Origin of the sequence: Devosia psychrophila (genome assembly GCF_000971275.1) — a bacterium.
Lineage (GTDB): Bacteria > Pseudomonadota > Alphaproteobacteria > Rhizobiales > Devosiaceae > Devosia > Devosia psychrophila.
The window spans coordinates 16,777-39,313 of sequence record NZ_LAPV01000123.1; the positions used below are offsets into that span (position 1 = coordinate 16,777).

Here is a 22,537-nt window from a genome sequence, read left to right on the forward strand (position 1 = left end):
GGGATAAATGGGGCCGTTTGGCGCGAGGGGCAAGACGGCACAAATTGGTGACTGGCGGGAGCCCTTAGCCCAGCATTTTGCCCGGGTTGAGGATCCCCTTGGGATCAAGCGCCGTCTTGATGGCGCGCATCATGTCGAGCGCCACCGGGTCCTTCACCTGCGCCAGCAGTTCGCGCTTGAGTTGGCCGATGCCGTGTTCGGCGGAGATGGAACCGCCAAGTCGCAGTACGATTTCGTAGATTGCCTCGTGCATCGCCTCGTCGGCCTGGGCCATGAAGGTTTTGCCGTCGGCACCGATGGGCTGGCTGAAATTGAAGTGGATATTGCCGTCGCCCATATGGCCGAACGGCACCGGACGAATACCGGGGAACAGGCGCTCGGCGGCGGCGCTGCCCTCGGCGATCAACTGTGGCACGGCGGCGATCGGCACCGAGACGTCGTGCTTGATCGAGGCGCCTTCTTTGGACTGCACTTCGCTCATCTGCTCGCGAAAGGACCACATGCGGGTACGGTCGGACAGCGATTCGGCGAGCACGGCATTGTCGATCAAGCCGTCGGCAAAGGCGGCTTCGATAGCGGCCATCAGAGTGCCCGCCGCGCCGCCCTTCATGCGCGACACTTCGATCAACCCATACCAGTGGGAGGGGCCGGCGGTGGGGTCGCGATCGAGCATGCCGTGGCGCAACTGCATGGCGAGGCCGGCGGCGGGGATGATCTCGAAGGCGTTGAGCCGGCTGCCGATGCGCTCGCGCACCATCTGGAACAGGGTGAGCGCCGCTTCGGGGCCAGTGATATTGACCAGCGCGGTCTCATAGTCCTCCGGTTTGGGGAAAATCTTCAGCGTGGCGGCGGTGATGATGCCCAGCGTGCCCTCGGCGCCGACCAGCAGGTCCTTGAGGTCATAGCCGGTGTTGTCTTTTTTCAGCGAGTTGAGGCCTTGGTACAGCCGGCCATCGGCGAGGACAGCCTCGACGCCCATGGTGAGCTCGCGGGCATTGCCATAGGCGAGGACGTTGACGCCGCCGGCATTGGACGACAGCAGGCCACCAACGCGGGCCGAGCCCTGCGACGCCAGCCACAGCGGGAAAATGGTGTTTTCGGCTTCAGCCGCCTTGTGGGCATTCTCGAGGATGACGCCCGCTTCGGCGGTCATGGTGCCGGCCGCGACGTCGACCGAGCGAATGCGGTCGAGCTTGCCAAGGCTGACGATGACCTCATCGCCCCGCAGCGGTACCTGGGCGCCGACGAGGCCGGTATTGCCACCCTGCGGGATGACGCCGATGCCATGTTCACTGGCCCAGCGGACGATGGCCTGCACCTGCTCGACCGAGGCGGGCAGGGCTACTGCGGCAGCAGTCTGGTGGAAGCGCTTGCGCGGCTCGTTGAGAAAATTGCCCATTTTGTCGGTCTCGCCGATGACCGCGTTGCCGCCAATCAAGGCGGTGAGCTGGGCGACGACATCGGCGGCAGGAAGGGTCATGAGAAAACCGGAGCTTGGTGGAGCGTTGCCCCCTCATTTGCCACAAGCGGTGCGATAACAACAATGGTCCCGGTGGGTAATGCGCCAAACTGTGCATTGACGCTATCACCCCGTCGCGACATAGCTGCTCACCGATCTGGCAGGTGGCGCGATTGGCAAAATCCACTACGCTAATGCTGGCCGAGGCGTGCGATAATCGTTCGCCTGTCCCTCTAAAAATTGTAGGACGCGCCGGCTCAGCGGCGCGGGAATGCTCATGACAGCGCTGCTTTGGCCGGAAATCTACTTTGTCCGGCATGGTGAAACCCCCTGGAACGCCGAACGCCGCTATCAGGGGCGCAAGGACATTCCGCTCAACGACAAGGGCCGCGGCCAGGCCGACCAGAATGGCAAGGCGCTGGCGTCGCTGTTCGCTGCGCGTGGTCTCGACCCGATGAGCTTTGAATGGCACGCATCGCCACTGGAGCGGACGCGCGACACCATGGAGCGCGTGCGGGCTGGTTTCGATGTGCCATTGCCCGAGATCCAGTTCGACGTGCGGCTGATGGAGATTTCCTTCGGCGTGCTGGAAGGCGAGTTGTTCGAGGAACTGCCGGCGAATATGGCTATCGCACCCGGCCACCGCACCGAGGACTATTGGGAATTCCGCCCCGACAATGGCGAGAACTATCGCGACGTCGAAGCGCGACTGGCCGAATTTTCCAACGTGCTCAAGGGACCGTCGGTGGTAGTGGCGCATGGCGGCATCGCCCGCACTTTGCGCGTGCTGATCGAGCGTGCCCCGATCGTCGAAGTGATCAACTGGGCGCCGCCGCAAGACGCCATCATGCACTTCACGCCGGGCAAGATGGAACTGCTGCGGGCCTAAGGGCTGATTGACCTGACGCGCCCCGCTGCCTAGAAAGCCGCTAACCACGGGGCCGCGCCATGTCTTTCAATACGTTCGGGCATCTCTTCCGCTTCACCACCTGGGGCGAAAGCCACGGGCCGGCGCTTGGCGTGGTAGTTGATGGCTGCCCACCCGGGCTGGTGCTGACACCCGAATTGATCCAGCGCGATCTCGATCGCCGCAAGCCGGGCCAGTCCAAATACACCACGCAGCGCCGCGAGGCCGACGAGGTCAAAATCCTCTCGGGTGTGTTCGAGGACGAGCGTACCGACGGGCCGCGCACCACTGGCACGCCGATCTCGCTGGTGATCGAGAACACCGACCAGCGCTCCAAGGACTATGCCGACATCCGTGACAAATATCGTCCGGGCCATGCCGACTATACCTATGACCAGAAATATGGTGTTCGCGATTATCGCGGCGGTGGCCGAACTTCGGCCCGGGAAACTGCAGCGCGCGTTGCGGCAGGTGCCGTGGCGCGGCAGGTGCTGGCGGGGGTGACCATTCGGGCAAGCCTCGTGCAGGTTGGGCCGCACAAAATCGACTACGCCAATTTTGACTGGGAGCAGGTCGGCGAGAACCCGTTCTTCTGCGCTGATGCGACGGCGGCGATGCTTTGGGCGGATTATCTCGACGGCATCCGCAAGGACGGCAATTCGGTGGGCGCGGTGATCGAGGTGGTTGCCGAGGGCGTTCCGGCCGGATGGGGCGCGCCGATCTATGGCAAGCTGAGTGCCGATCTGGCCTCGGCCATGATGAGCATCAATGCGGTCAAGGGCGTTGAAATCGGTGCCGGCTTTGAGTCTGCAAGTCTCACCGGCGTCGAGAATGCCGACCAGATGCGGGCAGGGCCGGAGAGGCCATATTTCCTCGATAATCACGCGGGCGGGATATTGGGCGGGATTTCCAATGGCGACCCGATTGTGTGCCGTTTTGCCGTGAAGCCGACGTCGTCGATCATCACGCCGCGGCAGACGGTCACGACGGGCAATGTCGATACGGACATCATCACCAAGGGCCGGCATGATCCGTGTGTGGGTATTCGCGCGGTGCCGGTGGGCGAGGCGATGATGGCGCTGGTGCTGGCCGATCACATGCTGCGGCACCGCGGGCAGACGGGGCGTGAGGGTGCTGTGGGGTTTGTGCGGAACTAGCTGCTTGGGTACCGCGGACGTAAGAGTCCTTGTTGGGGTACCCCCACCTAGCCTCCCCCTGATAGGGGGAGGAAAACTAACGAGTTTTAGGCGCAATCTTAGACAAACACCGGCCAAGTTCCTCCCCCTTTTCAGGGGGAGGCTAGGTGGGGGTATTCTTGCTTCTGCTAGCCTACCGCTTGCGGACGAACTCCGTGCGCAAAACCAGCCCCTTGATTGCATCGTGGCGGCAGTCGATTTCTTCGGGATTGTCGGTCAGGCGGATCGACTTGATGACGGTACCCTGCTTGAGGGTCTGGCCAGCGCCTTTGACTTTGAGGTCCTTGATCAACACGACGGCGTCGCCATCGGCCAAAGGAGTGCCGGCGGAATCGACCGTGGTTACGGTCGTTGCGGCAGCCAACGCCGCGATTTCCGAGGCCGGGCGCCATTCGCCGGTCTGCTCGTCATAGACATAGTCGTCGTCAGCTTCGGTCATGCCGGGCTCCGTGTTGGGGCCGGCCTGCGCCGGATAGGCTTATGATCGGCTGAATACCAGGACGGTTTCGACATTGCCGTCGCCTCCGGCGATCGGCGACGTGACCGAATGGCGGTGCGCAAATTGGTGTTCGGCCATGAAGGCGATGACGTCGGTGAGCGCTGTGTCGATGGCCTCCTGATCGGAAACGATGCCGCCCTTGCCGACGTTGCGGCGGCCCACTTCGAACTGTGGCTTGAACAGGATGACAGCGTCGGCGGTCGGCGTGCAGAGGGCCATCGGGGCCGCCAGCACCTTGATCACCGAGACGAAGCTGACATCGGATACCAGCAGGTCGATGGGCTCGGGGATCATCTCGACCGTCAGGTCGCGGGCGTTTACGCCCTCCATGCTGACGACGCGGTCGCTGCCCTTGAGGCGCTCGTGGAACTGGTCGTGGCCGACGTCGACCGCATAGATGCGGCGGGCGCCGCGCTCCATCAGCACCTGGGTGAAACCGCCGGTCGAGGCGCCGACGTCGATGCAGGTCTTGCTGGTGGCGTCGATATTGCCGGCTTCGAGGCCGGCGACCAGTTTCAGCGCCGCGCGGGACACGTAGTTGGCGGCGGGATCGCTGAGCTCGAGCTTGTCGTCCTTGCCGACCATCTGGTTTTGCTTGTGGGCTGTGACGCCGTTGATGGTCACGGTGCCGCGCAGGATCGCATCACGCGCACGGGCGCGGCTGGGCACCAGGCCGCGCTGTTCCATCGCGAGGTCGAGGCGAATGCGTTCGCTCATCCCTCTACCATCCGCTTGACCTTGGCGACGGCAGTGTCATGGGCTTCTTCATAGGCGATGGTGCCATCGAAACTGCCGTCTTTGTCGACTAGGAAGGTCAGCGCGGTGTGATTGACCAGATAGTATGGATCGCCGGGTTCGCTCTCCACCTTCTCGGAAAACACGCCGAAGGCCTTCTTGGCATTTTCGGTCTGTTCCAGGCTGCTGCCGACGAGGCCGATGATGCTCGGATCGAAGCCCTCGACATAGCCCTTGACCATGTCGAGCGTGTCGCGCTCGGGGTCGACCGAGACGAAGATGATGCGGAGCTGTTCGGCAGTGAGGCCCAGTTCGGCCCGGATGGCGGTGGTTTCGGCCAGCGTCGTCGGGCACACATCTGGGCAGAAGGTGAAGCCGAAGAACACGAGGCTCGGCACGCCACGCAGGTTATCCTGCGTGAAGGCGCCGCCCTTGGTGGAATTAAGCGCAAACTCCTGGCCGGTGACGCCGAGCGGCCGGGCAGGGGGGCGGAAGATGACCATGGCGGTTGCACCGATGGCCACGACGGCCACCAGCGCCCACAGCACGATGCGGAAATTGCGAAGCGATTTTGTAGCCATGGCGGGTTCCTGCCACGACCTCGTCCTTCGACAAGCTCAGGATGAGGTCTGTTGAGGCATTGCAGTTTCAGTAGACCTCATGGTGAGCCTGTCGAACCACGAGGTCGTTCCAGTTCAGGCGTCCAGTGGCTCGGTGCCGGTCGGCTTGCCGTCGCGGGACAGGGTGATTTTCTCGATGCGGGCTTCGGCCGTGCGCAGCAGCGTTTCGCAATGCGCCTTGAGGGCTTCGCCACGCTCGTAGATGGCGATGGATTCGGCCAGAGGTGCGCGACCCGATTCGAGCTTGCCGACGATTTCTTCAAGCTGAGCGAGCGCCGCTTCAAAGCTGAGAGTCTTTACGTCGTCATTGTCGGCCATGGCAAATTCCACTTCTTTGTCGCTTCGGAGTCGGCCAAAAACCGCGCCGCATTTTTTGGTCCGAAGCTTTAGTCCTCAAGACGCCCAACGGCGCCATCCATCAGCATGGCAACGTGATGCGATGCACCGCCAGCCAGCCCCTTGAGGTCATAGCCACCTTCCAGCAGCGACACAATGCGGTTGCCGCAGCAGCGATCGGCGACATCCATCAACTTTCCGGTGAGCCAGGAAAAGTCGGAGGACTGCCATAGCAAGCCAGCCAGCGGGTCGCGCTCATGGGCATCGAAGCCAGCCGATATCAGCAGCAGGTCGGGAGAAAAGTCGATGATGGCAGGGATAATGCGGGTCAGGTAGGCGTCACGCATGGCGGCGCCGTCGGTATTGGCATCGAGCGGCACGTTGACGATATTGCCGACGCCGGTTTCCTTGGGGCTGCCGGTGCCCGGATATAGCGGCATCTGATGGGTCGAGGCGTAAAACACTGTTGGGTCGGCCTTGAAGATGTCCTGCGTGCCATTGCCGTGATGTACGTCGAAATCGACGATGGCGATGCGCTCGGCGCCGTATTTGCGCTGGGCTTCGCGGGCGGTGATGGCGACGGTGTTGATCAGGCAAAAGCCCATCGGCGTGGCGATCTCGGCGTGATGGCCGGGCGGGCGGATGGCACAGAAGGCGTTGTCGACTTCCCCCAGCAGAACGGCATCGAGCGCGTTGAGCGCACCGCCGAGCCCGGTGGTGACGGCTGCGAGGGAAGTGGATGAAATGAAGGTATCGCCGTCGATCTGGCCGATGCCCTCGGCGGGGCGGGCATCGCGCAGGCGGGACAGGTATTTTGAATCGTGCACCAGCTCGGCCAGCGTCAGGTCACCGCTGACCGCATCGCGGCGCAGCAGCTTGTCGAAACGGGTGCGGGCGAGGGCTTCCTCGATGGCGGCAATGCGGTCGGCGCGCTCGGGATGACCCTGCGGCGTAACGTGATCGGCGAAGTTGGGTTGACTGACGAGGAGCGTGGTCACGGAGGTGCGCCTTGGGTTGATTCGTCGCCTCGTCTTGACGCGAGAGGATGTCATTGTCAAACAACGGAACGGCAACATGAATGGTTTCTGAATGACGTATGAACCGAAATCGGTGGAAGACGCGGCGGCGCTGCTGCGTGCCGGCAAGCTGTGCGCGTTTCCCACCGAGACCGTCTATGGCTTGGGCGCCGATGCGACCGACGCCGACGCGGTGCTGTCGATCTATGAGACCAAGGGGCGGCCGCGCTTCAATCCGCTGATCATCCACTGCGCCGACCTGGCTATGGCTGAGACCATCGCGGAGTTTTCGCCGTTTGCGCGCCGGGTTGCCGCACTGTGGCCCGGCAGCGTGACGCTGGTGCTGCCGGCCAAGGCCGGCAATGGGCTGGCCGATGTGGCGACTGCGGGGCTCGATACGGTGGCGATCCGCATTCCTGACCACCCGATTGCGCTGGCCCTCATCGCGGCGGTGGGTCGGCCGCTGGCGGCGCCTTCGGCCAATCCATCGGGGCGCCTGTCACCGACCACGGCCTATCAGGTGCGGCTGGGCTTTGCCGGCAAGGTGCCGGTGCTTGATGGCGGGCCGTGCCAAGCGGGGGTGGAATCGACAATCATCCGCGTTGAGGGCGAGCGGCTTGTGCAGTTGCGGGCTGGGGCGGTGGCGCGCAAGGAAATCGAGCGGTTGCTGGGTGTGCCGGTGGAAGTGGCCGAAAAGGATGCTGCGATTGCGGCGCCGGGCATGCTGGCTAGCCACTATGCTCCCAATGCGCTGATGCGGCTGGATGCGGAGCCGGTGGCTGGCGAGGCCTATCTGGCGTTTGGCCGCGTGCAGGAGTTTGCCGGCGTGACGCGCAACCTGTCGCCGGGCGGTGATTTGCACGAGGCGGCGCGGAATTTGTTCTCGATGCTGCACGAACTGGATGCGGCGGGGGCAAGGGTGATTGCGGTGGCGCCGATCCCGGAATGGGGGCTGGGCGAGGCGATCAATGATCGGTTGGCAAGGGCAGCAGCGCCACGAGGGTAGTGCGTCGGTAGCGGGCACAATGCCGACCCAGCCTGCTCTTTTCCCTCGGACTTGATCCGAGGGGCGCTTTCAATCTGGCGTGAGCGGCAAATGGCCCTCGGGTCGAGCCCGAGGGAGAAAGCAGCTGTATTGGGAGATAACAGACCCGATACCGAACGCTAATCCCGCACTTTATAAGGCTTCTGGTCCCGCATGAACCTTGCCAGGGCCTCGAGATCGGCGTCGCCGCCGGGTGGTAGAACCACCTTGAGGTTGGCGTACAGGTCGCCGTCGCCATAGAGGCCCTTGCCCTTAAGGCGCAGGGCCTTGCCGGTTTCGATGCCGGGCGGCAGGTTGAGTTCGACGGAGCCGTCGAGGGTGGGCACGCGGACCTTGGCGCCGAGCACGGCTTCGTAAAGCGTGATCGGCACATCGGTGCGCAGGTCCGAACCGTCGCGGCGGAATTGCTTGGATTTCTCGAAACGCACGGTCACCAATGCGTCGCCGGGTTCAGCCATGCCGGGCGAACCCTGGCCCTTGAGGCGTATCTGCTGGTTCTCTTCGAGCTTGTCCGGGAGCTTGACCGACAGCACCTTGCCGGTCGGCATCCGCACCGAAATCGAGCCGCCCTTGTGGGCGTCTTCCAGCGAAACCGTGGCGTTGACCACGATATCCTCGCCCTTCATGCTGCGGGCGCCTGCGCCGGCAGCACTGGTGGCCTGGCCGGCAAACGGGTCCCATTGGGCCCCACCGGCCGGACCGCGAGCGGCACCGCCGCGCTGCTGGCCGCCAAAGCCGCTCATGAATTCCTTGAGGATATCCTCAGCCGAAAAACCACCGCCCGCTGCGCCGGGCCCGGCACGGCCACCACGCGCTGCGCCCGGATTGAAGCCAGCAAACTTTGGATTTCCATCGCCATCGATCTCGCCACGGTCGAACTGGGCGCGCTTCTCGACGTCGTTGAGCAGGTCATAGGCATTGGTCGCCTCGGCAAACTTGCCGTGCGATGAGGGATCATCCGGATTTTGGTCGGGGTGATACTTCTTGGCCAGCTTCCGATAGGCAGACTTGATGTCCTTCTCGGTCGCCGATCTTGGCACCCCAAGCACGGTATAAGGATCGCGCATTTGGTCCATTCAATGAGTCGGGCGTTGATTGCCCTATGGTTCGAGTCTTATATGGCGACGGCTCCGGCCAATGTCCAGTTTCCCGCGACGAACGGATGAATATCATCATGCTTCAGACACTCACCGAACGCCTGTTTGACGACGGCGATCGCACCGCCCTCGACCCCTTTGCGGTGTTTGAGGAATGGTACGCGCTGGCCCAGGAGGCCGAGCCGAACGATCCGCACGCTTTCGCACTGGCCACAGTCGATGACGAAGGGTTGCCCGATGTCCGCATGGTGCTGCTCAACGCACGTGATGCGCGCGGGTTCTGCTTTTTCACCAATTTCGAGAGCGCCAAGGGCGGGCAGCTTCATGCCCACCCCAAGGCGGCAATGCTGATGCACTGGAAGTCGCTGCGGCGGCAGGTGAGGGTGCGCGGTAATGTCGAGGTGGTGACGCCCGAGGAGGCGGATGCCTATTTCGCCAGCCGCAACAAGGGCAGCCGGATTGCGTCGTCGGTGTCGGACCAGTCCCAGGTGCTGGATAGCCGCGCGACGCTGATCGAGCGGGTGGCGGCACTGACCGAGCAGGTTGGTGATGGTCCGGTAACGCGGCCGCCGCATTGGTCGGGCTTTCGGATCGTTCCGACCAGCATGGAATTCTGGAAAGACGGCGAGTTTCGGCTGCATGACCGGGTGAAGTTTGTGTGGAATGGCGACGGCTGGGTGAGTGATCGGTTGTATCCGTAAGAACGGACGAAGGGTCTTTGTTGGGGTACCCCCACCTAGCCTCCCCCTGATGAGGGGAGGAACTTTATCCAGTATTTGGCACAATTGGTGACGACCACAGGCTAAATTCCTCCCCCTTTTTGGGGGGAGGTTAGGCGGGGGTATTTTTCCTGCCTCTCTATCAGCCACCCCCATCCCTCGCTTAAAACCCTCATCACACTCGGAGATTTCGGCATGGCGTTGGTGGAGGAGCGGCCGGTGGCGGTTAAATTCACCGGCACGCGCCGGGAGATGGGTGGGTTGCTGTTGCGCGGCTATGGTCTGCTGCTGCCGACCATCGGACTGTATCGGTTCTGGCTGACGACGTGGAAGCGGCGCTTCTATTGGGCTCATACCGAAATCGACGGCGATGCGCTGGAATATACCGGCAATGCGATGCAGCTGCTGCTGGGCTTCCTGATGGCGGTGGCGGTGTTCTTGCCGCTGTATGGACTGTTCTTCTATTTTTCGACGCTGTCGCAGGAGGCGGCGTTTAGCGGTTATGGCGGCGTCGCCGTGCTGGTCTGGTTCCTGATGGGCTATGCCACCTATCGGGCGCGGGATTTTCGCCTGTCGCGGACGCTGTGGCGCGGCATCCGCTTCGATCAGGCGGGGAGCGCGTGGAATTATGCGTTTCGCCGCTTCTTCTGGTCCCTGCTGGTAATCGCCACGGCTGGGCTGGCCTATCCGTTTATGTCGGCCAATCTGTGGAGCTATCGCTATCGCAACAGTTGGTATGGCGATCGGCAATTCGGCTTCAACGGTGGATGGAAGCTGCTGGCGAAGCCCTATTATCTGGCTTGGCTGGCCTGCGCCGTGATCGGTGTCACCGGACTGACAATTGGCTGGAGCATGGGGGCGCTGCCGGACGCTGGCGAACCCAATCTAGTCGGCTACATCCCGATGGTGGTGTCTGCGCTGCTGATCGGCGCAGTGCATCTGTTGTATCGGGCGCGCGAGCTGTCGCGGATGTTGTCGTCGGTCCGCCTCGGCGGGGCAGCTTTAAGCGTCACGCTGCGGGGGCGCAGCCTCATCGGGCAATATCTGTTGTTCGGGCTGGCGCTGGCCGGTCTTCTTGTCGTGCTGGCTATAGGCGGCCTGCTGGTGCTGGGTGCGCTGGCCGGCGATGCCTTTGCGGATGGGGCCTTCGACATGGCGGTGTTCATGCAGCATCTGCAGTCGAGTTTTCTCGTGCTGCTGGCGATCATTTTCGGCTATCTGCTGGTGCTAGCCGCCTTCACCATGATGGCCGAACTGTTTCTCGGTCTGGCGTTCTGGAAGCTGGTGGCCAGCAATGCCAGCATTACCGACGTGGATAGCCTGCGCAGCGTCAGGGCGCGCGGCGAGGACCGGGCGTTGGCCGGCGAAGGCCTTGCAGATGCACTCAACGTGGGCAGCTATTGATGAGCATCCCGGCGCGCTTTCACGATGGGCTGACCGCCGAGGTTCAAGCAGTGGACCTCGACTTTGAGACCGTGGGGGCTGTGGGCACGCTGGTGATCCGGGGTTTGGACCATGGCGAGATCGCGCGCTGGCCGGCCGAAATCCTCTTTGCCTTGCCTGGTCGCAAGGATGAGTTGCGTTTGGGCGCCATTGGGCAGCCGGACGGCGCTCGCGTGGTGGTGCAGGGGCACGAGGCCGTCGCTCGCGTGCTGGCTACGATACCGCAGCTCACCGAGCGCCGGCACCAGCAGACCGGCCGCGAAATCCGGCTGGCGGTGACGGCGACCGTCGCTCTGGTCGCGGTCATTGCGGCCTATCTTTATGGCGTACCTCTGTTAGCCAGCCGCATCGTGACCGTGGTGCCGCCCGCCTGGGAACAACGGCTGGGCGAGACGGTGGCACTGCAAATGGAGGCCAGCCTCGATGGCGAAGCCGGCTTCGAACTCTGCGACGACAATCCAGATAGCCTCGCCAACCAAGCCATCGCCCGTTTCGGCAATGAGGTTCTGGCCGGGTCCGGCTCGCCATTCGAACTCGACATTCGCGTGGTCAAATCCGATATTCCAAACGCCTTCGCGCTGCCCGGTGGGCAGGTGTTTTTCTTTTCATCGCTGCTGGACCGGGCCCGGACTCCTGATGAATTTGCCGGCGTGCTGGCCCATGAAATTGGCCACGTCGCCTATCGGCATGGCATGGAGCAACTAATCTCGACCGCCGGTACAGGTGCATTGATCGGGTTCATCCTCGGCGACATGACCGGCATTTCCGTTGCCGCGGGCCTTGGCGCCACTATGATCGACGCGCGTTTCTCGCGCGACGCCGAGCGGCAGGCCGATGCCTTCGCAGCACAGGTGGCACAGCGCATGGATTTCAATCCGGCAGGCCTCGCGGACCTCATCAACCGCGTCGGCGTGGACGACGAATTTGCCCGCGCGCTGGCGCTACTCAGCACCCATCCTCTGACCGAGGACCGCAAGGCGGCGCTAGAAGCGTTGAGCCGGCAGCGCCCGACCGGACTGCGGCCCCCGTTCACGACGGCCGAATGGAGTGCGATCCGGGACATGTGCAAAATCCCGCACAATTAAAGGCCGCGCGCAATTAAATGGCGAGGCGGCGAAATCTTCAAAGTCGTGCAATACCTTGCGGCTAATCTTCATGGCCTAATGACGGGGCGGCCTTGCGCATACTGATCCGCACATCGAGAACCGCCATCTGGGCGCGACGGCTGGGTAGCGTCGCCGTGCCGCTGGTCATTATTGCGGTGCTGTTGCATCGCTTTCGGCTAATCACCTCCGACGTGTTCCTGGTTGCGGCCGTGGCCGCAGGCCTGGTTGCGGCGCTGGCGGTGGTGGTTGGCGTCATGGCTCTGGCCCGGCTATGGCAGAGCGGCGATCGGGGCTGGGGCAGGGCGCTAGCCGGGTTGTTGTTCGGCATGCTGAGCCTGGCGCCCTATCTCTGGTACGGCGGCCTGATGCTGCAATATCCGGCCGTGACCGACATTGCCACGACCGACCGGGGCCTGATGCCACTGGTGTTCGAGCCCGGCACTGCGGCCATGCCGGCACCCAAAATGCTGTCTGCGGCGCAACGAGCGGCAGAATTCCCCAATGTGGAAACCCGCACCTATCCGCTCGGCTTGGTCCCCACCTTCGGCGTGGTGCAAGCGCTGGTGACTCAGAATGGCTGGGACGTCCGCCTGCTGCGCGAGCCAGGCGAGGTGGGCCAGCTCAACGCGCAGGTGGTGACACTGCCGGGCTGGCGCGAGGAAGTGGTGATCCGCGTTACCGGAACGATGACCAACTCAACCGTCGATATGCGTTCGGCCTCGCTCAACGCGCTGCACGATTTCGGCTCCAACGGCACGCGAATCGAGGGCTTTCTGGCCACGCTGGATGACGCCGTGACTACGCTGCTGCGCGACAATCCCGGTGCCAACCAACCGGTCGAGGCCGAGGCCGCGTCGCAGGTGGATACTGAACCCGCCGCGCCATAGAGTCTTTCTACGCAAGTGCTCGTCGGATACTCCGTAGACCTCATCTTGAGCTGGTCGAAGGACGAGGTCGTGGCACCATAGACGGCATGCTCTCGTGTTCGACGGGCTCACCATGAGGGCTACTGGAACATCACATTGCGAAGATACGCATGCCGAGCAGGCTGCGTCTCACCTTCAGCTTGCCCAGTGCTTCCAAGTACTCCACATGCGCATTGATGGTCATGGCAGCGGCGAAACGCACCGGTAGCGACTGTTTGGGATAAATTCTCGCCACGATGGCCGAGATGGTCCTGGCGCCAGCCTCTGCCGCTTCCAGCACTTGTCGGTTACGCAACTGCCGGTGTGCCCGCAGGGCTCTTGCGTAGTCAGGGCCATCGGCGACAGGGCCGCCATGGGCGGGCACATATCGGCGCTGCGGCAGGGCGATGACCTTGTCGAGCGAGGCGAAATAATCCGCCATCGACCCGTCCGGCACCGAAACGAGCGTCGAATTCCACCCCATGACGTGATCGCCGCTGAGCAAGATGTCGCCTGTGGAAAAAGCCAGATGATTGGCGCAATGGCCGGGCGTAGTGTGAACCGTGATGGACAAATCGCCGGCGGCAACGCTCTCACCGTCGAGCAGCGTACGGTCCGGTACCAGATACCAGTCGCAGGATTTGCGGATCGGGTTGCGCTCGAATCGACGCAGCGGGCGCGACAGGCGATGCGGCCCGCCGAACCACAGCGGTGCATCGAGTTCGCGTCTGAGCTGCGCTGCCGCTGCGCTGTGGTCGCGATGGGTATGGGAAACAATGATGGCGTCGACGGGCCGTCCCGCAATCGCGCGCTTGAGGGCGGCAATGTGGGCGGCGTCATCCGGTCCTGGATCGACCAGCGCAAGCCTTTCATGGCCAAGCAAAAAGCTGTTTGTGCCGGTGAACGTATAGGCGCTGGCGTTAGGCGCGGTAATGCGGCTGATGCCCTCTGCCACCATGACCGGCAGGCCGGTTTGCTGATCAAATGCCCTGTCGAAGGAAAGAACTGGACCGGGCACTACCATTGCGCTCACTTTGCCGAGAGAATATGAAGTCACTGACTGAACGAGAGCGGCCCGGAAGGGGAAGCCGGTTCACACAAGCATGGAAGGTATAAAATGGCAGTCACTTTGACCACGCCCAACACGTTGCTCGGCGCGATTCAGCCCAAGGGCGATACCGCCAAACTGGCAACCAATCTGGCGACCGTCGTGCTTGGCACGCTGCTCATCACCATCTGCGCCAAGATCAGCGTACCGGTCTGGCCAGTTCCGGTGACCCTGCAGAGCTTTGCCATCGTCGCGCTCTCCGCGGCCTTCGGCATGCGCATCGGCGTTGCCACTGTCGCGCTTTATCTGCTCGAAGGCGCTCTTGGTCTTCCGGTTTTCGCCGCTGGTGGTGGTCTTGCCTATCTCGCCGGCCCGACCGGCGGTTTTCTGCTCGGCTTCCTGGTGCTGGCTGCCATCGTCGGCTTTGCCGCCGATCGTGGTGCTTCGGCCAAGCCGCTGACCCTGTTCGCCACCATGGTCGGTGCTGAAGCGTTGCTGCTGGTGCTGGGCTTTGCCTGGTTGCTGCTGTTTTCCGGCCAGGCTGGCTGGATCGACCAGAACAATGTCGTAGCCTCGGCCTTTGCCGGTGCTATCCAGCCCTTCATCATCTGGGACATTCTCAAGATGGCACTGGCTGCGCTGACCGTAACCGGTCTGTGGAGCTTCACTGCCAAGCGCTAGGCGTTAATACTGAACTGACGAAAGGCCGGCCTCGCGCCGGTCTTTTGCGTTTCAGCCCAGACGGGCCGCTAGCAGTTCGAGCGTGCGGGCAAGGCTTCGGCGATCCGTCTCCGGCAAGTCGGTGAGCGCGGCTTTAAGCTCCAGCGTCGGGTCTCCCTCGAGGAGCGTCCTGCCTGTCTCGGTGAGCGCCAGCAGTTCTGCGCGTCCCTTAGGCTGTTCTGCGGCCTTGGCGAGCAGGCCCTTTTGCACCAGCGTCCGCACCGTCCTGCTCACCGGGCCATTGGCCAGACCCTGGAACCGTGCCAGTTCGCTCGCAGTACGCAGTGCTTCAGGTGCCCGGGAAAAGTAGCGCAGGGCGGCCCATTGCGCGGGAAACATGCCGCAGGCATGGCCGCGCGAATGCAGTTTGCGGGCGGTCAGTTCCAGCAGTTCGGCGATCGAGGCGGCGGTGGTCAAGGCAAACTCTATCGTAAGTGATGACGGCCGGCTCCTGCCTCACCGTCGCCCGCTGCTCTGATCCTTTCGCGGCAAGGCTGCAAATTAACTCTGGCGATATCGCTAATTTCTTGTCTGCCCAGTGATTAAAATAGCGCCATGGGCGAACCGGGTAAACTCAATTCCACCCAGGCAGGGGCTGGCCAGTTGGCGCAAGACTGCCTAGAAAACGGTCTCACCAGACAAACCAGCAAGAGGCAGCATGGGCTGCCGGACAGAAAGACGACAATGAAGCTAATTTTCGACACCGATCCCGGCATCGACGACGCAATGGCGCTGCTCTACCTGAGCAAGCTGCCCGAGATCGACCTGCTCGGCATCACCACCGTGGTCGGCAACGCCGATATCGCCACCACTACGCGCAACGCGCTGTTCCTACGCCAGCAGTTCGGCATCAGCGCGCCGGTGATCCGCGGCGCCGGTGAAACGCTGGACGGCGTCAGCAAGCCCGAGCCGGTCATCGTGCATGGCGTCAATGGTCTCGGCGACATCGACATCCCCGCCGTCAGCGAAGACGACCTGCAGCCCGGCACTGCTAGCCAGTTCATCATCGACACCCTGCGCGCCAACCCCGGCGAAGTGACCATCATCGCCGTCGGCCGCATGACCAACCTGGCGCTGGCCTTGCGGCAGGACCCGGCGATTGCCGGCTTCGCCAAGCAGGTCATCATCATGGGCGGCGCCTTCGGCTACGCCGGCCGCAGCGGCAATATCACCCCGGCTGCCGAAGCCAATATCCATGGCGACCCGGTTGCCGCCGACGAAATCTTCGCCGCCAACTGGAAGGTCGTCGTCGTCGGCCTCGACGTCACCCATGACATCATCCTGACCTCGGACTACTTCGCGACGCTGGCCGCAGAAGCCGGCGCCAATGGCGAGTTGCTGGCTCAGATGTCGGATCATTATGCCCGTTTCTACCTCGACATCATGGGCTTGGCCGGAGTGGTCGGCCACGACCTTCTGGCAGTAACCTACCTGCTGCGCCCCGACTGGTTCGAGACGCGCGAAGGCCCGATCGTCGTGGTGACCGAGGGCATCACCGTCGGCCAGACCATCCAGATGCCGTCATCGCGCAAGGGCGGCCATCCTTCCTGGGCCGGCCGACCGGCCCAACTTATCTGCATTGCAGTTCAGGCCGACGAAGTCCTGCAGCACTATCGCCAGACGCTGGCCAACTGATCCGATCAAGCTCGGCTTTAAACGAGGCCGGGCTTGCCTGCTCACACTTGAGCCAGGCACGTTCTTTAGTTTGGACCACGAGACACGAGGCGGTGGATAAGGGCCGCAACGCCCTATAGTGTGGCCGCATCGTTTCCCGAACATATTGCGTTGATTTTGTCTCCTCACTCCTCCCTGCCCAAAGTCCTGATCCGCACGCCGCATGGCGACATTACGGTTGTCGTCAATGTTGAAAACGCACCTGTCTCGGCGGCCAATTTCCTGGCCTATGTCGATGGCGGTCTGTTCAATGGCACCACCATTCATCGCATCGTAGCCAGGCACAATCAGCCCGATACAGTCCCAGCCAAAATCGAAGTCATCCAGTTCGGCTATCTCATGCAGGATGACGCCTACCCGACGCCGCTGCCCTATATCGCGCACGAGCCGACCTCAAAGACCGGGCTGCACCACGTCGACGGCACGCTGTCCATGGCCAGGATGGCAACCGGCACGGCATCATCGGGCTTTTTCATCTGCGTCGGCGATCAGCCCGAGCTAGACGAGGGCGGCAAGCGACATCCGGACGGGCACGGCTTCGCGGCATTCGGCCAGATTGTCGAGGGCCTCGATGTGCTGCACGCGCTACACGCCAAAGCCGAGGCCGCCGACGCCCTGACCCACCCCATCCCCCTGCTCGAACTACGCCGCGTTTAGGCGTATAGGCACGAAAAAGCCCGACCTCCTGAGAGGCCGGGCTTGATTGGTCGGAGTAGAGTGATTCGAACACTCGACCCCCTGCTCCCGAAGCAGGTGCGCTACCAGGCTGCGCTATACTCCGTCAGGAAAGCGACACGGGATGACGACGGCGGTGCATTTCTGCCTTGGCCGCCAGTCGCGATAAGCCGGGTTATAGCCGCGCTTGCCCTCGCGTTCAAGCGTCTGGCACGGGGTTTCCGAACGTGTTTTCGGCGTGTTGCGAAGCACTGTTAAACCGTGTAGGAACCGCGCCACGGTGGGGTGTCGCCAAGTGGTAAGGCAGCGGTTTTTGATACCGCCATTCCCAGGTTCGAATCCTGGCACCCCAGCCAACTTCAAGCTAAGTCATTGATTTTACAGTATTATAGTTCGATCTGCACCGGCGTGTGCACAGAGCTGTATTACATAGGTGTATTACAGGCGCGCCCCACCCGGAGCCTGAACCATGCCGACCATCCCAAATTGCTACCGCCGTGGACCCGTTTATTACTGGCGCCACTGGACCCCAGCACCCCATCGCTTCCTGATTCAGATTGCGCTGGGCGTTAAGGATCATAGGGGTGCCCGTGTACTATCCTCCCACCTGACGGCGCAAAGTGACGCGCTCTTTGCGGCCTGGGGGACGCGGTCGATGAACAAAACAGAACTTCAGAATTATCTTGGTCGGTGCCTCGAAACCCACGGAGCTGGACATGTCGCCGTCGTGGCCGGAGAGGACCCCCAAAAAGCCTACTGGCGTCATATTGCCCTCTGGCATGCCAAGCTGATCATCGCCAAGCGCGGCTTCGGGACAACATTGCTGGAACTTGAGGCGCAAGCCCTTAACCGCGAATGGGAAAGTGCCGCGCTGGCCGGCGAGATCCAGGCGGCAATGAGCGAAGTGCTCGAGCAGCAGTTAGACGTCGATTCTTATCTCTCGGGCGGTGTCGAGGCGGCGATCCAGTTTGATCGCGAGCCCACCGACGCCGATGCGGCGCAGGCCAGCGCATGCCGCTTGCTTGCGGAAGCCGCCAGCCATTTTCGCAGCGTCCAGGGATCGGGTCCTGACGACGCCCGCATTGACACCCTGATTGGCCAGTGTGTCGACGCGGCTGGCATACCAGCGCCGCAAAACGACACCGACCCACTGCAGAACGCCATTCTCGCCGCCCTGTCCCATCTTCAAAAGTCGAGCGAAATAGCTCGGCCGTCACTGGACGGGCAAGACAATGACGTTGCGCAAAACGATGGTCCAGCCCACCCGCCAAGTGCCTGGGCGCGTCATCTGGCTGATCTACTCGGGGGCAAGGTTAATAATGATACGAGTTCTCTGATCGAGCAGTTGATCGCTGCATTGCAGCGTTTGCCTGAGCAGATCGAGGATGCCTAGCAGGAACGCCGCCACGATCTTCATGCTCTTTTTGTGAAAGGTCGGCCAACCTCAAAGCAAGCTGTTACCGCCGGAACGAGCAAGCCCGAAATCACGCCTTTACCTGACCAATTGATGGCCTTTCACTCGCCCGAGCTAGCGCTCGCGCCAGCCTTTTCGTCGTCCACCTTGCCAGCTCATCCGAGCCAGACCTTTCTGACAATCGGCGAATTCCTGATTACCAAGAAAAGTCAGGACACGTCGTGGGACGTCAAGACAGCGCGACGGGCACGATCCCTCTATCGACTGTTCTCCAAGGTCATGGCTGAGGAACACGGCGTCACGACCTTTGCCCAACTGCGCCAAACTCACCTTTACGCCTATGATCAGTTTATGCGGGTACTGCATACCGACTATGGCAGGTCCGCAGCGGACAGCACCCGCTCCATCGCGCATTTGCGCGAGATCTCAGGGCAGAAACCCCTGGCGCAGCGTGGGCTTGCCGTGCCGACGCGCAACCGGCACCTGACACAACTCAGTGCGCTGCTCAATGAAGCGGCGACCATTGGAGAGCACCTCGACCCTGGATTGAACGTAACCAAGCTGCGCTCGAAAAAGGTAGTGCGCGCCCGCGACCAACGCGCTGTACCATCAGCGAACGCCGTTGAAGCGTTTTTCCGAAGCCCAGTTTTCATGGGCTGTTTGTCCTGGAAAAAATTGCATATTCCAGGCGATCAGGTGTTTCACCGGGCCGCCTATTTTGGTCCGATCCTCGCCTATTATCAGGGCATGCGCCGAGAAGAATATTGTGGTCTGTCAGTCGATGACGTTATTTCCGACAACGGTTTGCACCCCTACATTTATATCGGGGCCAACGATTACCGCCGGTTGAAAAACGCGCAGTCGCAACGCAGTCTGGCGCTGCATCCGGAGCTGATCCGACTGGGATTGCTCGACTATGTGGAGGCCATCAGGCAGGCCGGACACACGCGGCTATTTCCGGATCTATATAGTCCGGGCAGTTCCAGTCTGCTGGGGGGGCGGTTTTACGGGGAGCTTGGACCGCTCATCAGGGCTCAGGGTATCTCCCCCCATCAATTTCGGCACATTTTCAATGATGAGCTGAAACAGCAGCGCGTCCCTCAAGAGTTTCGAGCCGATATGCTGGGTCACGGCGGTGATAGCGAAACCACGGAGCGCTACTGCAAACCTGCGTCCATAGCCCTGCAGATTGAAGACCTGAACAAGCTGCCGGTAAGAACCGCTCATATCCCCCACAAGCCAATCCAGCTGCTGCCTTGGGTCTTGCGGGGCGAGGCCCCACCATGGTCGCTCTCCAGCCGAAAATAGGTCATCCACAGCTGACCCGTTTGATGCAGCACGCTGCTACAGGCCGCCCTTTGAACTTCATGCAACCCATTTGCCTGCTGCATTTTCCGCAGCAGGCAAATGGCAAGCGTGCAGATCGGCATGAATAGGACTGTGCGTCAGCGCGTAGCGATTCAACAGGAAGCACGACGGGCGGGTGATCTCCCACATCAACGAAAACGACATTGAACCCAAGGCCGCTGACAGCTGAGCGAGTGTTGGGCTGGATGCACATGACTGTATTACAAGGGTGTATTACAGGCGCGCCGCAACAGGCTCCAAGCTGCCAAAAACCTCACGTTTTCTTGCCGGGGTTCTATCTGGCTGGGGCGTTGGCCCCCCGCACCATAACGACTGCTCATCCAGATTGCGCTGAGCGTTAAGGATCAAAGAGGTGCGCGTGTACTATCGTCTCACCTGACGAGGCAAAGAGACGCGTTATTTGCGGCCTGGGGGACGCGGTCGATGAACAAAACAGAACTTCAGGCCTATTTCAGCAGCTGCCTCGAAAGGCATTCGTCGAGGTATTACGCCGTCGAGGCGGGAGAGAACTGGCAGACGAACTATTGGCGTCATATTGCCCTGGGACATGCCAAGCTGCTGATCGCCAAGCGCGGCCCTGGGGCGACCTTGCTCAAGCGTGAGGCTGATGCAATCAACCCAGAATGGGAAAGTGACGCTCTGGCCGGTGAAATTCAGGCGGCAATAGGCTATGTTGCTGATCAGAAATTTGAAGTCGACGTCTACCTCTCAGGAGGTGTGCAGGCCGCGATCCAGTTTGATCGCGAGCCCACTGAGGCCGATGCTGAACAAGCCAGCGCCTGCTGCCTGCTGGCGGAAGCCGCCAGCCATTTTCGCACAGCCAAGGGGTACGGTGTCGATGAACCCCGCATCGAGACGCTGATTGGCCAGTGCGTTGACCCGATCAGCGTACCAGCGCCCCAAAGCAGCGCCGACCCTCTGCGGAACGCCATTTTTGCGGCCCTCACCCATCTCGGGGAGACGCGTGATAGCCTCTGTTGCGCTTCGGGCGGGCAAGACAGCGATCTGGCGCTGTTTGATGGCTTCATTCACCCGCCAAGTGCGTGGGCGCATCACTTGGCTGATCGCAGCACGCGCAACCTTGATATGGACGCGAGCCTTCAGATTGAACAGTTGATTGTTGCGTACCAGGAATTGCCTGAGCAGATCATGATTGCCCGCCAGGATCGTCGTGACAAGCTGAACGCAGCTTTTGGAACGAAGCCATCGTTGCCCGAGAGTGCTTTCTGGACCGAGCCGGCGGAATACGCCGCGCCGACGATTGAAAGCGGTATGAAGATTGTTTCGCCCGGGCCGGCGCGCGAGATGTCACCGCCGGCGTCGTTTGCTACGGCAGGGCAGACGCTTTTAGGTCAGACGTTTCTAGCGATCGGTGAAAATTTGATCGCCAAGAAAGGCCAGGACTGGTCGTGGGACGAAAAGACCGTGCGACAGGCGCGAGCCCTCTATACACTGTTTTCACGGTTCTTAGCTGAGGAACACGGTGTCACAACTTTTGCACTGCTGCGACAGCCTCACCTCTACGCCTATGACCAGTTTATGCGGGTGCTACATACGCACTATGGCAAATCACCAGCCGACAACATGCGATCAATCGCCCAACTGCGCGAGATTTCCAAGCATAAGCCCGCGGGCCAGCGCGGTCTTGCGGTGCCAACGCGCAACCGACACCTGACACAGCTCAGCGCGTTGTTGAATGAAGCCGCTACAATTGGGGAGCATCTGGACCCCGGGCTGAGCCTGAGCAAGCTGCGCGGCAAAAAGGTGGGCCGGGCGCGAAATGAACGCGCGGTACCATCTGAGGCCCAGGTGAACGCATTTTTCCAAAGCCCCATCTTCATGGGCTGCTATAATTGGAAAAAACCGCATATTTCGGGGGATCATGTATTTCATCGCGCCGCGTTCTTTGGGCCAATTCTCGCCTATTACCAGGGTATGAGGCGTGAAGAATATTGTGGTCTGGCCGTCACTGATGTGATCGTTGACAATGGTTTGCACCCGTACCTGAATATCGTGAAAAACGAGTTCCGCCGGTTAAAAACCCCTCAATCTGAACGGAACTTGGCCCTGCATTCAGAGCTGATCCGGCTGGGGTTCCTCGACTACGTGGCCGCGATTGCAAGGGCCGGCCACTCGCGACTGTTCCCGGATTTGTACAGCCCGGGCAGTTCAAGTCCGCTCGGTGACAAGCTATTTAAAGAGCTTGAACCGCTGGGCCGGCTACTTGGAATTTCGCCCCATCAGTTCAGGCATATTTTCAACGATGAGCTGAAACAGCAAAGAGTGGCTCAGGAGTATCGGGCGGATATGTTGGGTCATGGCGGCGATAGCGAAACAACGGAGCGCTATTGCAATCCGGCGTCCATTGCACTGCAGATTGAAGACCTCCACAAGCTGCCAGTGCGAACAGGTCACATCCAAAGCAAGGCAATTCAATTGCTGCCTTGGGTTTTGAAGGGAGATGTGGCGCCGTGGTCGCGCTCCAAGAAAGAAAAAATGCCCGTCTAATGTGTCAGGCCGCACGTATCACCCGGGTTGATGTTGCGCGGAGCTGT

General features: G+C 61.6%; 22 protein-coding genes and 2 tRNA genes. 14 read left to right on the forward strand and 10 right to left on the reverse strand.

Features of this window, described 5'->3' with window-relative positions:
* Positions 1-64: 64 nt before the first annotated feature.
* Complete coding sequence (locus tag WH91_RS11100) at positions 65-1,480, reverse strand: FAD-binding oxidoreductase (RefSeq protein WP_046171082.1); 1,416 nt, start codon at positions 1,478-1,480, stop codon at positions 65-67.
* A gap of 256 nt (positions 1,481-1,736) precedes the next feature.
* Here WH91_RS11100 and WH91_RS11105 point away from each other — a divergent pair, with 256 nt between their 5' ends.
* The gene (locus WH91_RS11105; protein ID WP_046171109.1) at positions 1,737-2,348 is read left to right on the forward strand and encodes a histidine phosphatase family protein; all 612 of its coding nucleotides are present in this window, start codon (positions 1,737-1,739) and stop codon (positions 2,346-2,348) included.
* 59 nt (positions 2,349-2,407) lie between these two features.
* Positions 2,408-3,523, forward strand: coding sequence for a chorismate synthase (aroC, locus tag WH91_RS11110; protein ID WP_046171083.1), 1,116 nt, complete (start codon positions 2,408-2,410; stop codon positions 3,521-3,523).
* Positions 3,524-3,695: 172 nt separating this feature from the next.
* Here the strand turns inward: aroC and WH91_RS11115 are convergent, their stop codons facing one another.
* The 5 genes from WH91_RS11115 to WH91_RS11135 form a co-directional block, all read right to left on the reverse strand.
* Positions 3,696-4,001: an alkylphosphonate utilization protein gene (locus WH91_RS11115; protein ID WP_046171084.1), complete on the reverse strand. Its 306-nt coding sequence runs from the start codon at positions 3,999-4,001 to the stop codon at positions 3,696-3,698.
* A gap of 39 nt (positions 4,002-4,040) precedes the next feature.
* Positions 4,041-4,778: a TlyA family RNA methyltransferase gene (locus WH91_RS11120; RefSeq protein WP_046171085.1), complete on the reverse strand. Its 738-nt coding sequence runs from the start codon at positions 4,776-4,778 to the stop codon at positions 4,041-4,043.
* On the reverse strand, positions 4,775-5,377 hold the full coding sequence (locus tag WH91_RS11125) for an SCO family protein (RefSeq protein ID WP_046171086.1): 603 nt from the start codon (positions 5,375-5,377) through the stop codon (positions 4,775-4,777). Before WH91_RS11125 ends, WH91_RS11120 begins: the two co-directional genes overlap by 4 nt.
* A gap of 114 nt (positions 5,378-5,491) precedes the next feature.
* The gene (locus WH91_RS11130; protein WP_046171087.1) at positions 5,492-5,734 is read right to left on the reverse strand and encodes an exodeoxyribonuclease VII small subunit; all 243 of its coding nucleotides are present in this window, start codon (positions 5,732-5,734) and stop codon (positions 5,492-5,494) included.
* Between the two features lie 68 nt (positions 5,735-5,802).
* Complete coding sequence (locus tag WH91_RS11135) at positions 5,803-6,750, reverse strand: histone deacetylase family protein (protein WP_046171088.1); 948 nt, start codon at positions 6,748-6,750, stop codon at positions 5,803-5,805.
* 91 nt (positions 6,751-6,841) lie between these two features.
* Here WH91_RS11135 and WH91_RS11140 point away from each other — a divergent pair, with 91 nt between their 5' ends.
* Complete coding sequence (locus WH91_RS11140) at positions 6,842-7,774, forward strand: L-threonylcarbamoyladenylate synthase (protein ID WP_046171089.1); 933 nt, start codon at positions 6,842-6,844, stop codon at positions 7,772-7,774.
* Positions 7,775-7,932: 158 nt separating this feature from the next.
* Here WH91_RS11140 and WH91_RS11145 read toward each other — a convergent pair whose 3' ends face one another.
* Positions 7,933-8,880, reverse strand: coding sequence for a DnaJ C-terminal domain-containing protein (locus tag WH91_RS11145; RefSeq protein ID WP_046171110.1), 948 nt, complete (start codon positions 8,878-8,880; stop codon positions 7,933-7,935).
* A gap of 107 nt (positions 8,881-8,987) precedes the next feature.
* Between WH91_RS11145 and pdxH the strand changes: the two genes are divergently transcribed.
* The 4 genes from pdxH to WH91_RS11165 all read left to right on the forward strand — a co-directional run bounded on the left by pdxH (position 8,988) and on the right by WH91_RS11165 (position 13,065).
* Complete coding sequence (gene pdxH, locus WH91_RS11150; RefSeq protein ID WP_046171111.1) at positions 8,988-9,611, forward strand: pyridoxamine 5'-phosphate oxidase; 624 nt, start codon at positions 8,988-8,990, stop codon at positions 9,609-9,611.
* Between the two features lie 213 nt (positions 9,612-9,824).
* Entirely contained in the window at positions 9,825-11,033 is a 1,209-nt protein-coding gene (locus tag WH91_RS22620; protein WP_052952769.1) for a DUF898 family protein, read from the forward strand.
* Positions 11,033-12,157 (forward strand): M48 family metallopeptidase, encoded by a 1,125-nt coding sequence (locus WH91_RS11160; protein ID WP_046171090.1) that lies wholly within the window; start codon positions 11,033-11,035, stop codon positions 12,155-12,157. The genes WH91_RS22620 and WH91_RS11160 overlap by 1 nt, the downstream gene beginning before the upstream one ends.
* Positions 12,158-12,249: 92 nt before the next feature.
* Positions 12,250-13,065: a DUF1499 domain-containing protein gene (locus tag WH91_RS11165; RefSeq protein WP_046171091.1), complete on the forward strand. Its 816-nt coding sequence runs from the start codon at positions 12,250-12,252 to the stop codon at positions 13,063-13,065.
* Between the two features lie 130 nt (positions 13,066-13,195).
* Here WH91_RS11165 and WH91_RS11170 read toward each other — a convergent pair whose 3' ends face one another.
* Complete coding sequence (locus tag WH91_RS11170; protein ID WP_052952771.1) at positions 13,196-14,107, reverse strand: MBL fold metallo-hydrolase; 912 nt, start codon at positions 14,105-14,107, stop codon at positions 13,196-13,198.
* 93 nt (positions 14,108-14,200) lie between these two features.
* Here WH91_RS11170 and WH91_RS11175 point away from each other — a divergent pair, with 93 nt between their 5' ends.
* Positions 14,201-14,812, forward strand: a complete 612-nt coding sequence (locus WH91_RS11175) for a biotin transporter BioY (RefSeq protein ID WP_046171092.1) — start codon at positions 14,201-14,203, stop codon at positions 14,810-14,812.
* 51 nt (positions 14,813-14,863) lie between these two features.
* Here the strand turns inward: WH91_RS11175 and WH91_RS11180 are convergent, their stop codons facing one another.
* Entirely contained in the window at positions 14,864-15,268 is a 405-nt protein-coding gene (locus WH91_RS11180; RefSeq protein ID WP_074797635.1) for a MarR family winged helix-turn-helix transcriptional regulator, read from the reverse strand.
* 267 nt (positions 15,269-15,535) lie between these two features.
* On the opposite strand from WH91_RS11180, the gene WH91_RS11185 reads away from it, so the two are divergent.
* Positions 15,536-16,486: a nucleoside hydrolase gene (locus WH91_RS11185; protein WP_046171094.1), complete on the forward strand. Its 951-nt coding sequence runs from the start codon at positions 15,536-15,538 to the stop codon at positions 16,484-16,486.
* Between the two features lie 150 nt (positions 16,487-16,636).
* On the forward strand, positions 16,637-17,182 hold the full coding sequence (locus WH91_RS11190) for a peptidylprolyl isomerase (protein ID WP_210165774.1): 546 nt from the start codon (positions 16,637-16,639) through the stop codon (positions 17,180-17,182).
* Between the two features lie 47 nt (positions 17,183-17,229).
* On the opposite strand, the gene WH91_RS11195 is transcribed toward WH91_RS11190, so the two are convergent.
* Positions 17,230-17,306, reverse strand: a tRNA-Pro gene (locus WH91_RS11195).
* Between the two features lie 175 nt (positions 17,307-17,481).
* On the opposite strand from WH91_RS11195, the gene WH91_RS11200 reads away from it, so the two are divergent.
* From WH91_RS11200 to WH91_RS11215, 4 genes are all read left to right on the forward strand, one after another.
* Positions 17,482-17,556 (forward strand) — tRNA-Gln (locus tag WH91_RS11200).
* Positions 17,557-17,669: 113 nt separating this feature from the next.
* Positions 17,670-18,593 (forward strand): hypothetical protein, encoded by a 924-nt coding sequence (locus WH91_RS11205; protein WP_143078194.1) that lies wholly within the window; start codon positions 17,670-17,672, stop codon positions 18,591-18,593.
* A gap of 114 nt (positions 18,594-18,707) precedes the next feature.
* On the forward strand, positions 18,708-19,922 hold the full coding sequence (locus tag WH91_RS11210; protein WP_074797633.1) for a tyrosine-type recombinase/integrase: 1,215 nt from the start codon (positions 18,708-18,710) through the stop codon (positions 19,920-19,922).
* A 483-nt stretch (positions 19,923-20,405) separates the two neighbouring features.
* A complete protein-coding gene (locus WH91_RS11215; RefSeq protein WP_046171097.1) occupies positions 20,406-22,490 on the forward strand; it encodes a tyrosine-type recombinase/integrase in 2,085 nt (694 codons plus the stop codon).
* Positions 22,491-22,537 lie beyond the last annotated feature (47 nt).

Coding starts and splice junctions, on each gene's coding strand:
- WH91_RS11100 (WP_046171082.1), bottom strand. CDS start 1,480: ATGACCCTTCCTGCCGCCGATGTCGTCGCCCAGCTCACCGCCTTGATT.
- WH91_RS11105 (WP_046171109.1), top strand. CDS start 1,737: ATGACAGCGCTGCTTTGGCCGGAAATCTACTTTGTCCGGCATGGTGAA.
- aroC (WP_046171083.1), top strand. CDS start 2,408: ATGTCTTTCAATACGTTCGGGCATCTCTTCCGCTTCACCACCTGGGGC.
- WH91_RS11115 (WP_046171084.1), bottom strand. CDS start 4,001: ATGACCGAAGCTGACGACGACTATGTCTATGACGAGCAGACCGGCGAA.
- WH91_RS11120 (WP_046171085.1), bottom strand. CDS start 4,778: ATGAGCGAACGCATTCGCCTCGACCTCGCGATGGAACAGCGCGGCCTG.
- WH91_RS11125 (WP_046171086.1), bottom strand. CDS start 5,377: ATGGCTACAAAATCGCTTCGCAATTTCCGCATCGTGCTGTGGGCGCTG.
- WH91_RS11130 (WP_046171087.1), bottom strand. CDS start 5,734: ATGGCCGACAATGACGACGTAAAGACTCTCAGCTTTGAAGCGGCGCTC.
- WH91_RS11140 (WP_046171089.1), top strand. CDS start 6,842: ATGACGTATGAACCGAAATCGGTGGAAGACGCGGCGGCGCTGCTGCGT.
- WH91_RS11145 (WP_046171110.1), bottom strand. CDS start 8,880: ATGCGCGATCCTTATACCGTGCTTGGGGTGCCAAGATCGGCGACCGAG.
- pdxH (WP_046171111.1), top strand. CDS start 8,988: ATGCTTCAGACACTCACCGAACGCCTGTTTGACGACGGCGATCGCACC.
- WH91_RS22620 (WP_052952769.1), top strand. CDS start 9,825: ATGGCGTTGGTGGAGGAGCGGCCGGTGGCGGTTAAATTCACCGGCACG.
- WH91_RS11160 (WP_046171090.1), top strand. CDS start 11,033: ATGAGCATCCCGGCGCGCTTTCACGATGGGCTGACCGCCGAGGTTCAA.
- WH91_RS11170 (WP_052952771.1), bottom strand. CDS start 14,107: ATGGTAGTGCCCGGTCCAGTTCTTTCCTTCGACAGGGCATTTGATCAG.
- WH91_RS11175 (WP_046171092.1), top strand. CDS start 14,201: ATGGCAGTCACTTTGACCACGCCCAACACGTTGCTCGGCGCGATTCAG.
- WH91_RS11185 (WP_046171094.1), top strand. CDS start 15,536: ATGAAGCTAATTTTCGACACCGATCCCGGCATCGACGACGCAATGGCG.
- WH91_RS11205 (WP_143078194.1), top strand. CDS start 17,670: ATGCCGACCATCCCAAATTGCTACCGCCGTGGACCCGTTTATTACTGG.
- WH91_RS11210 (WP_074797633.1), top strand. CDS start 18,708: ATGGCCTTTCACTCGCCCGAGCTAGCGCTCGCGCCAGCCTTTTCGTCG.
- WH91_RS11215 (WP_046171097.1), top strand. CDS start 20,406: ATGAACAAAACAGAACTTCAGGCCTATTTCAGCAGCTGCCTCGAAAGG.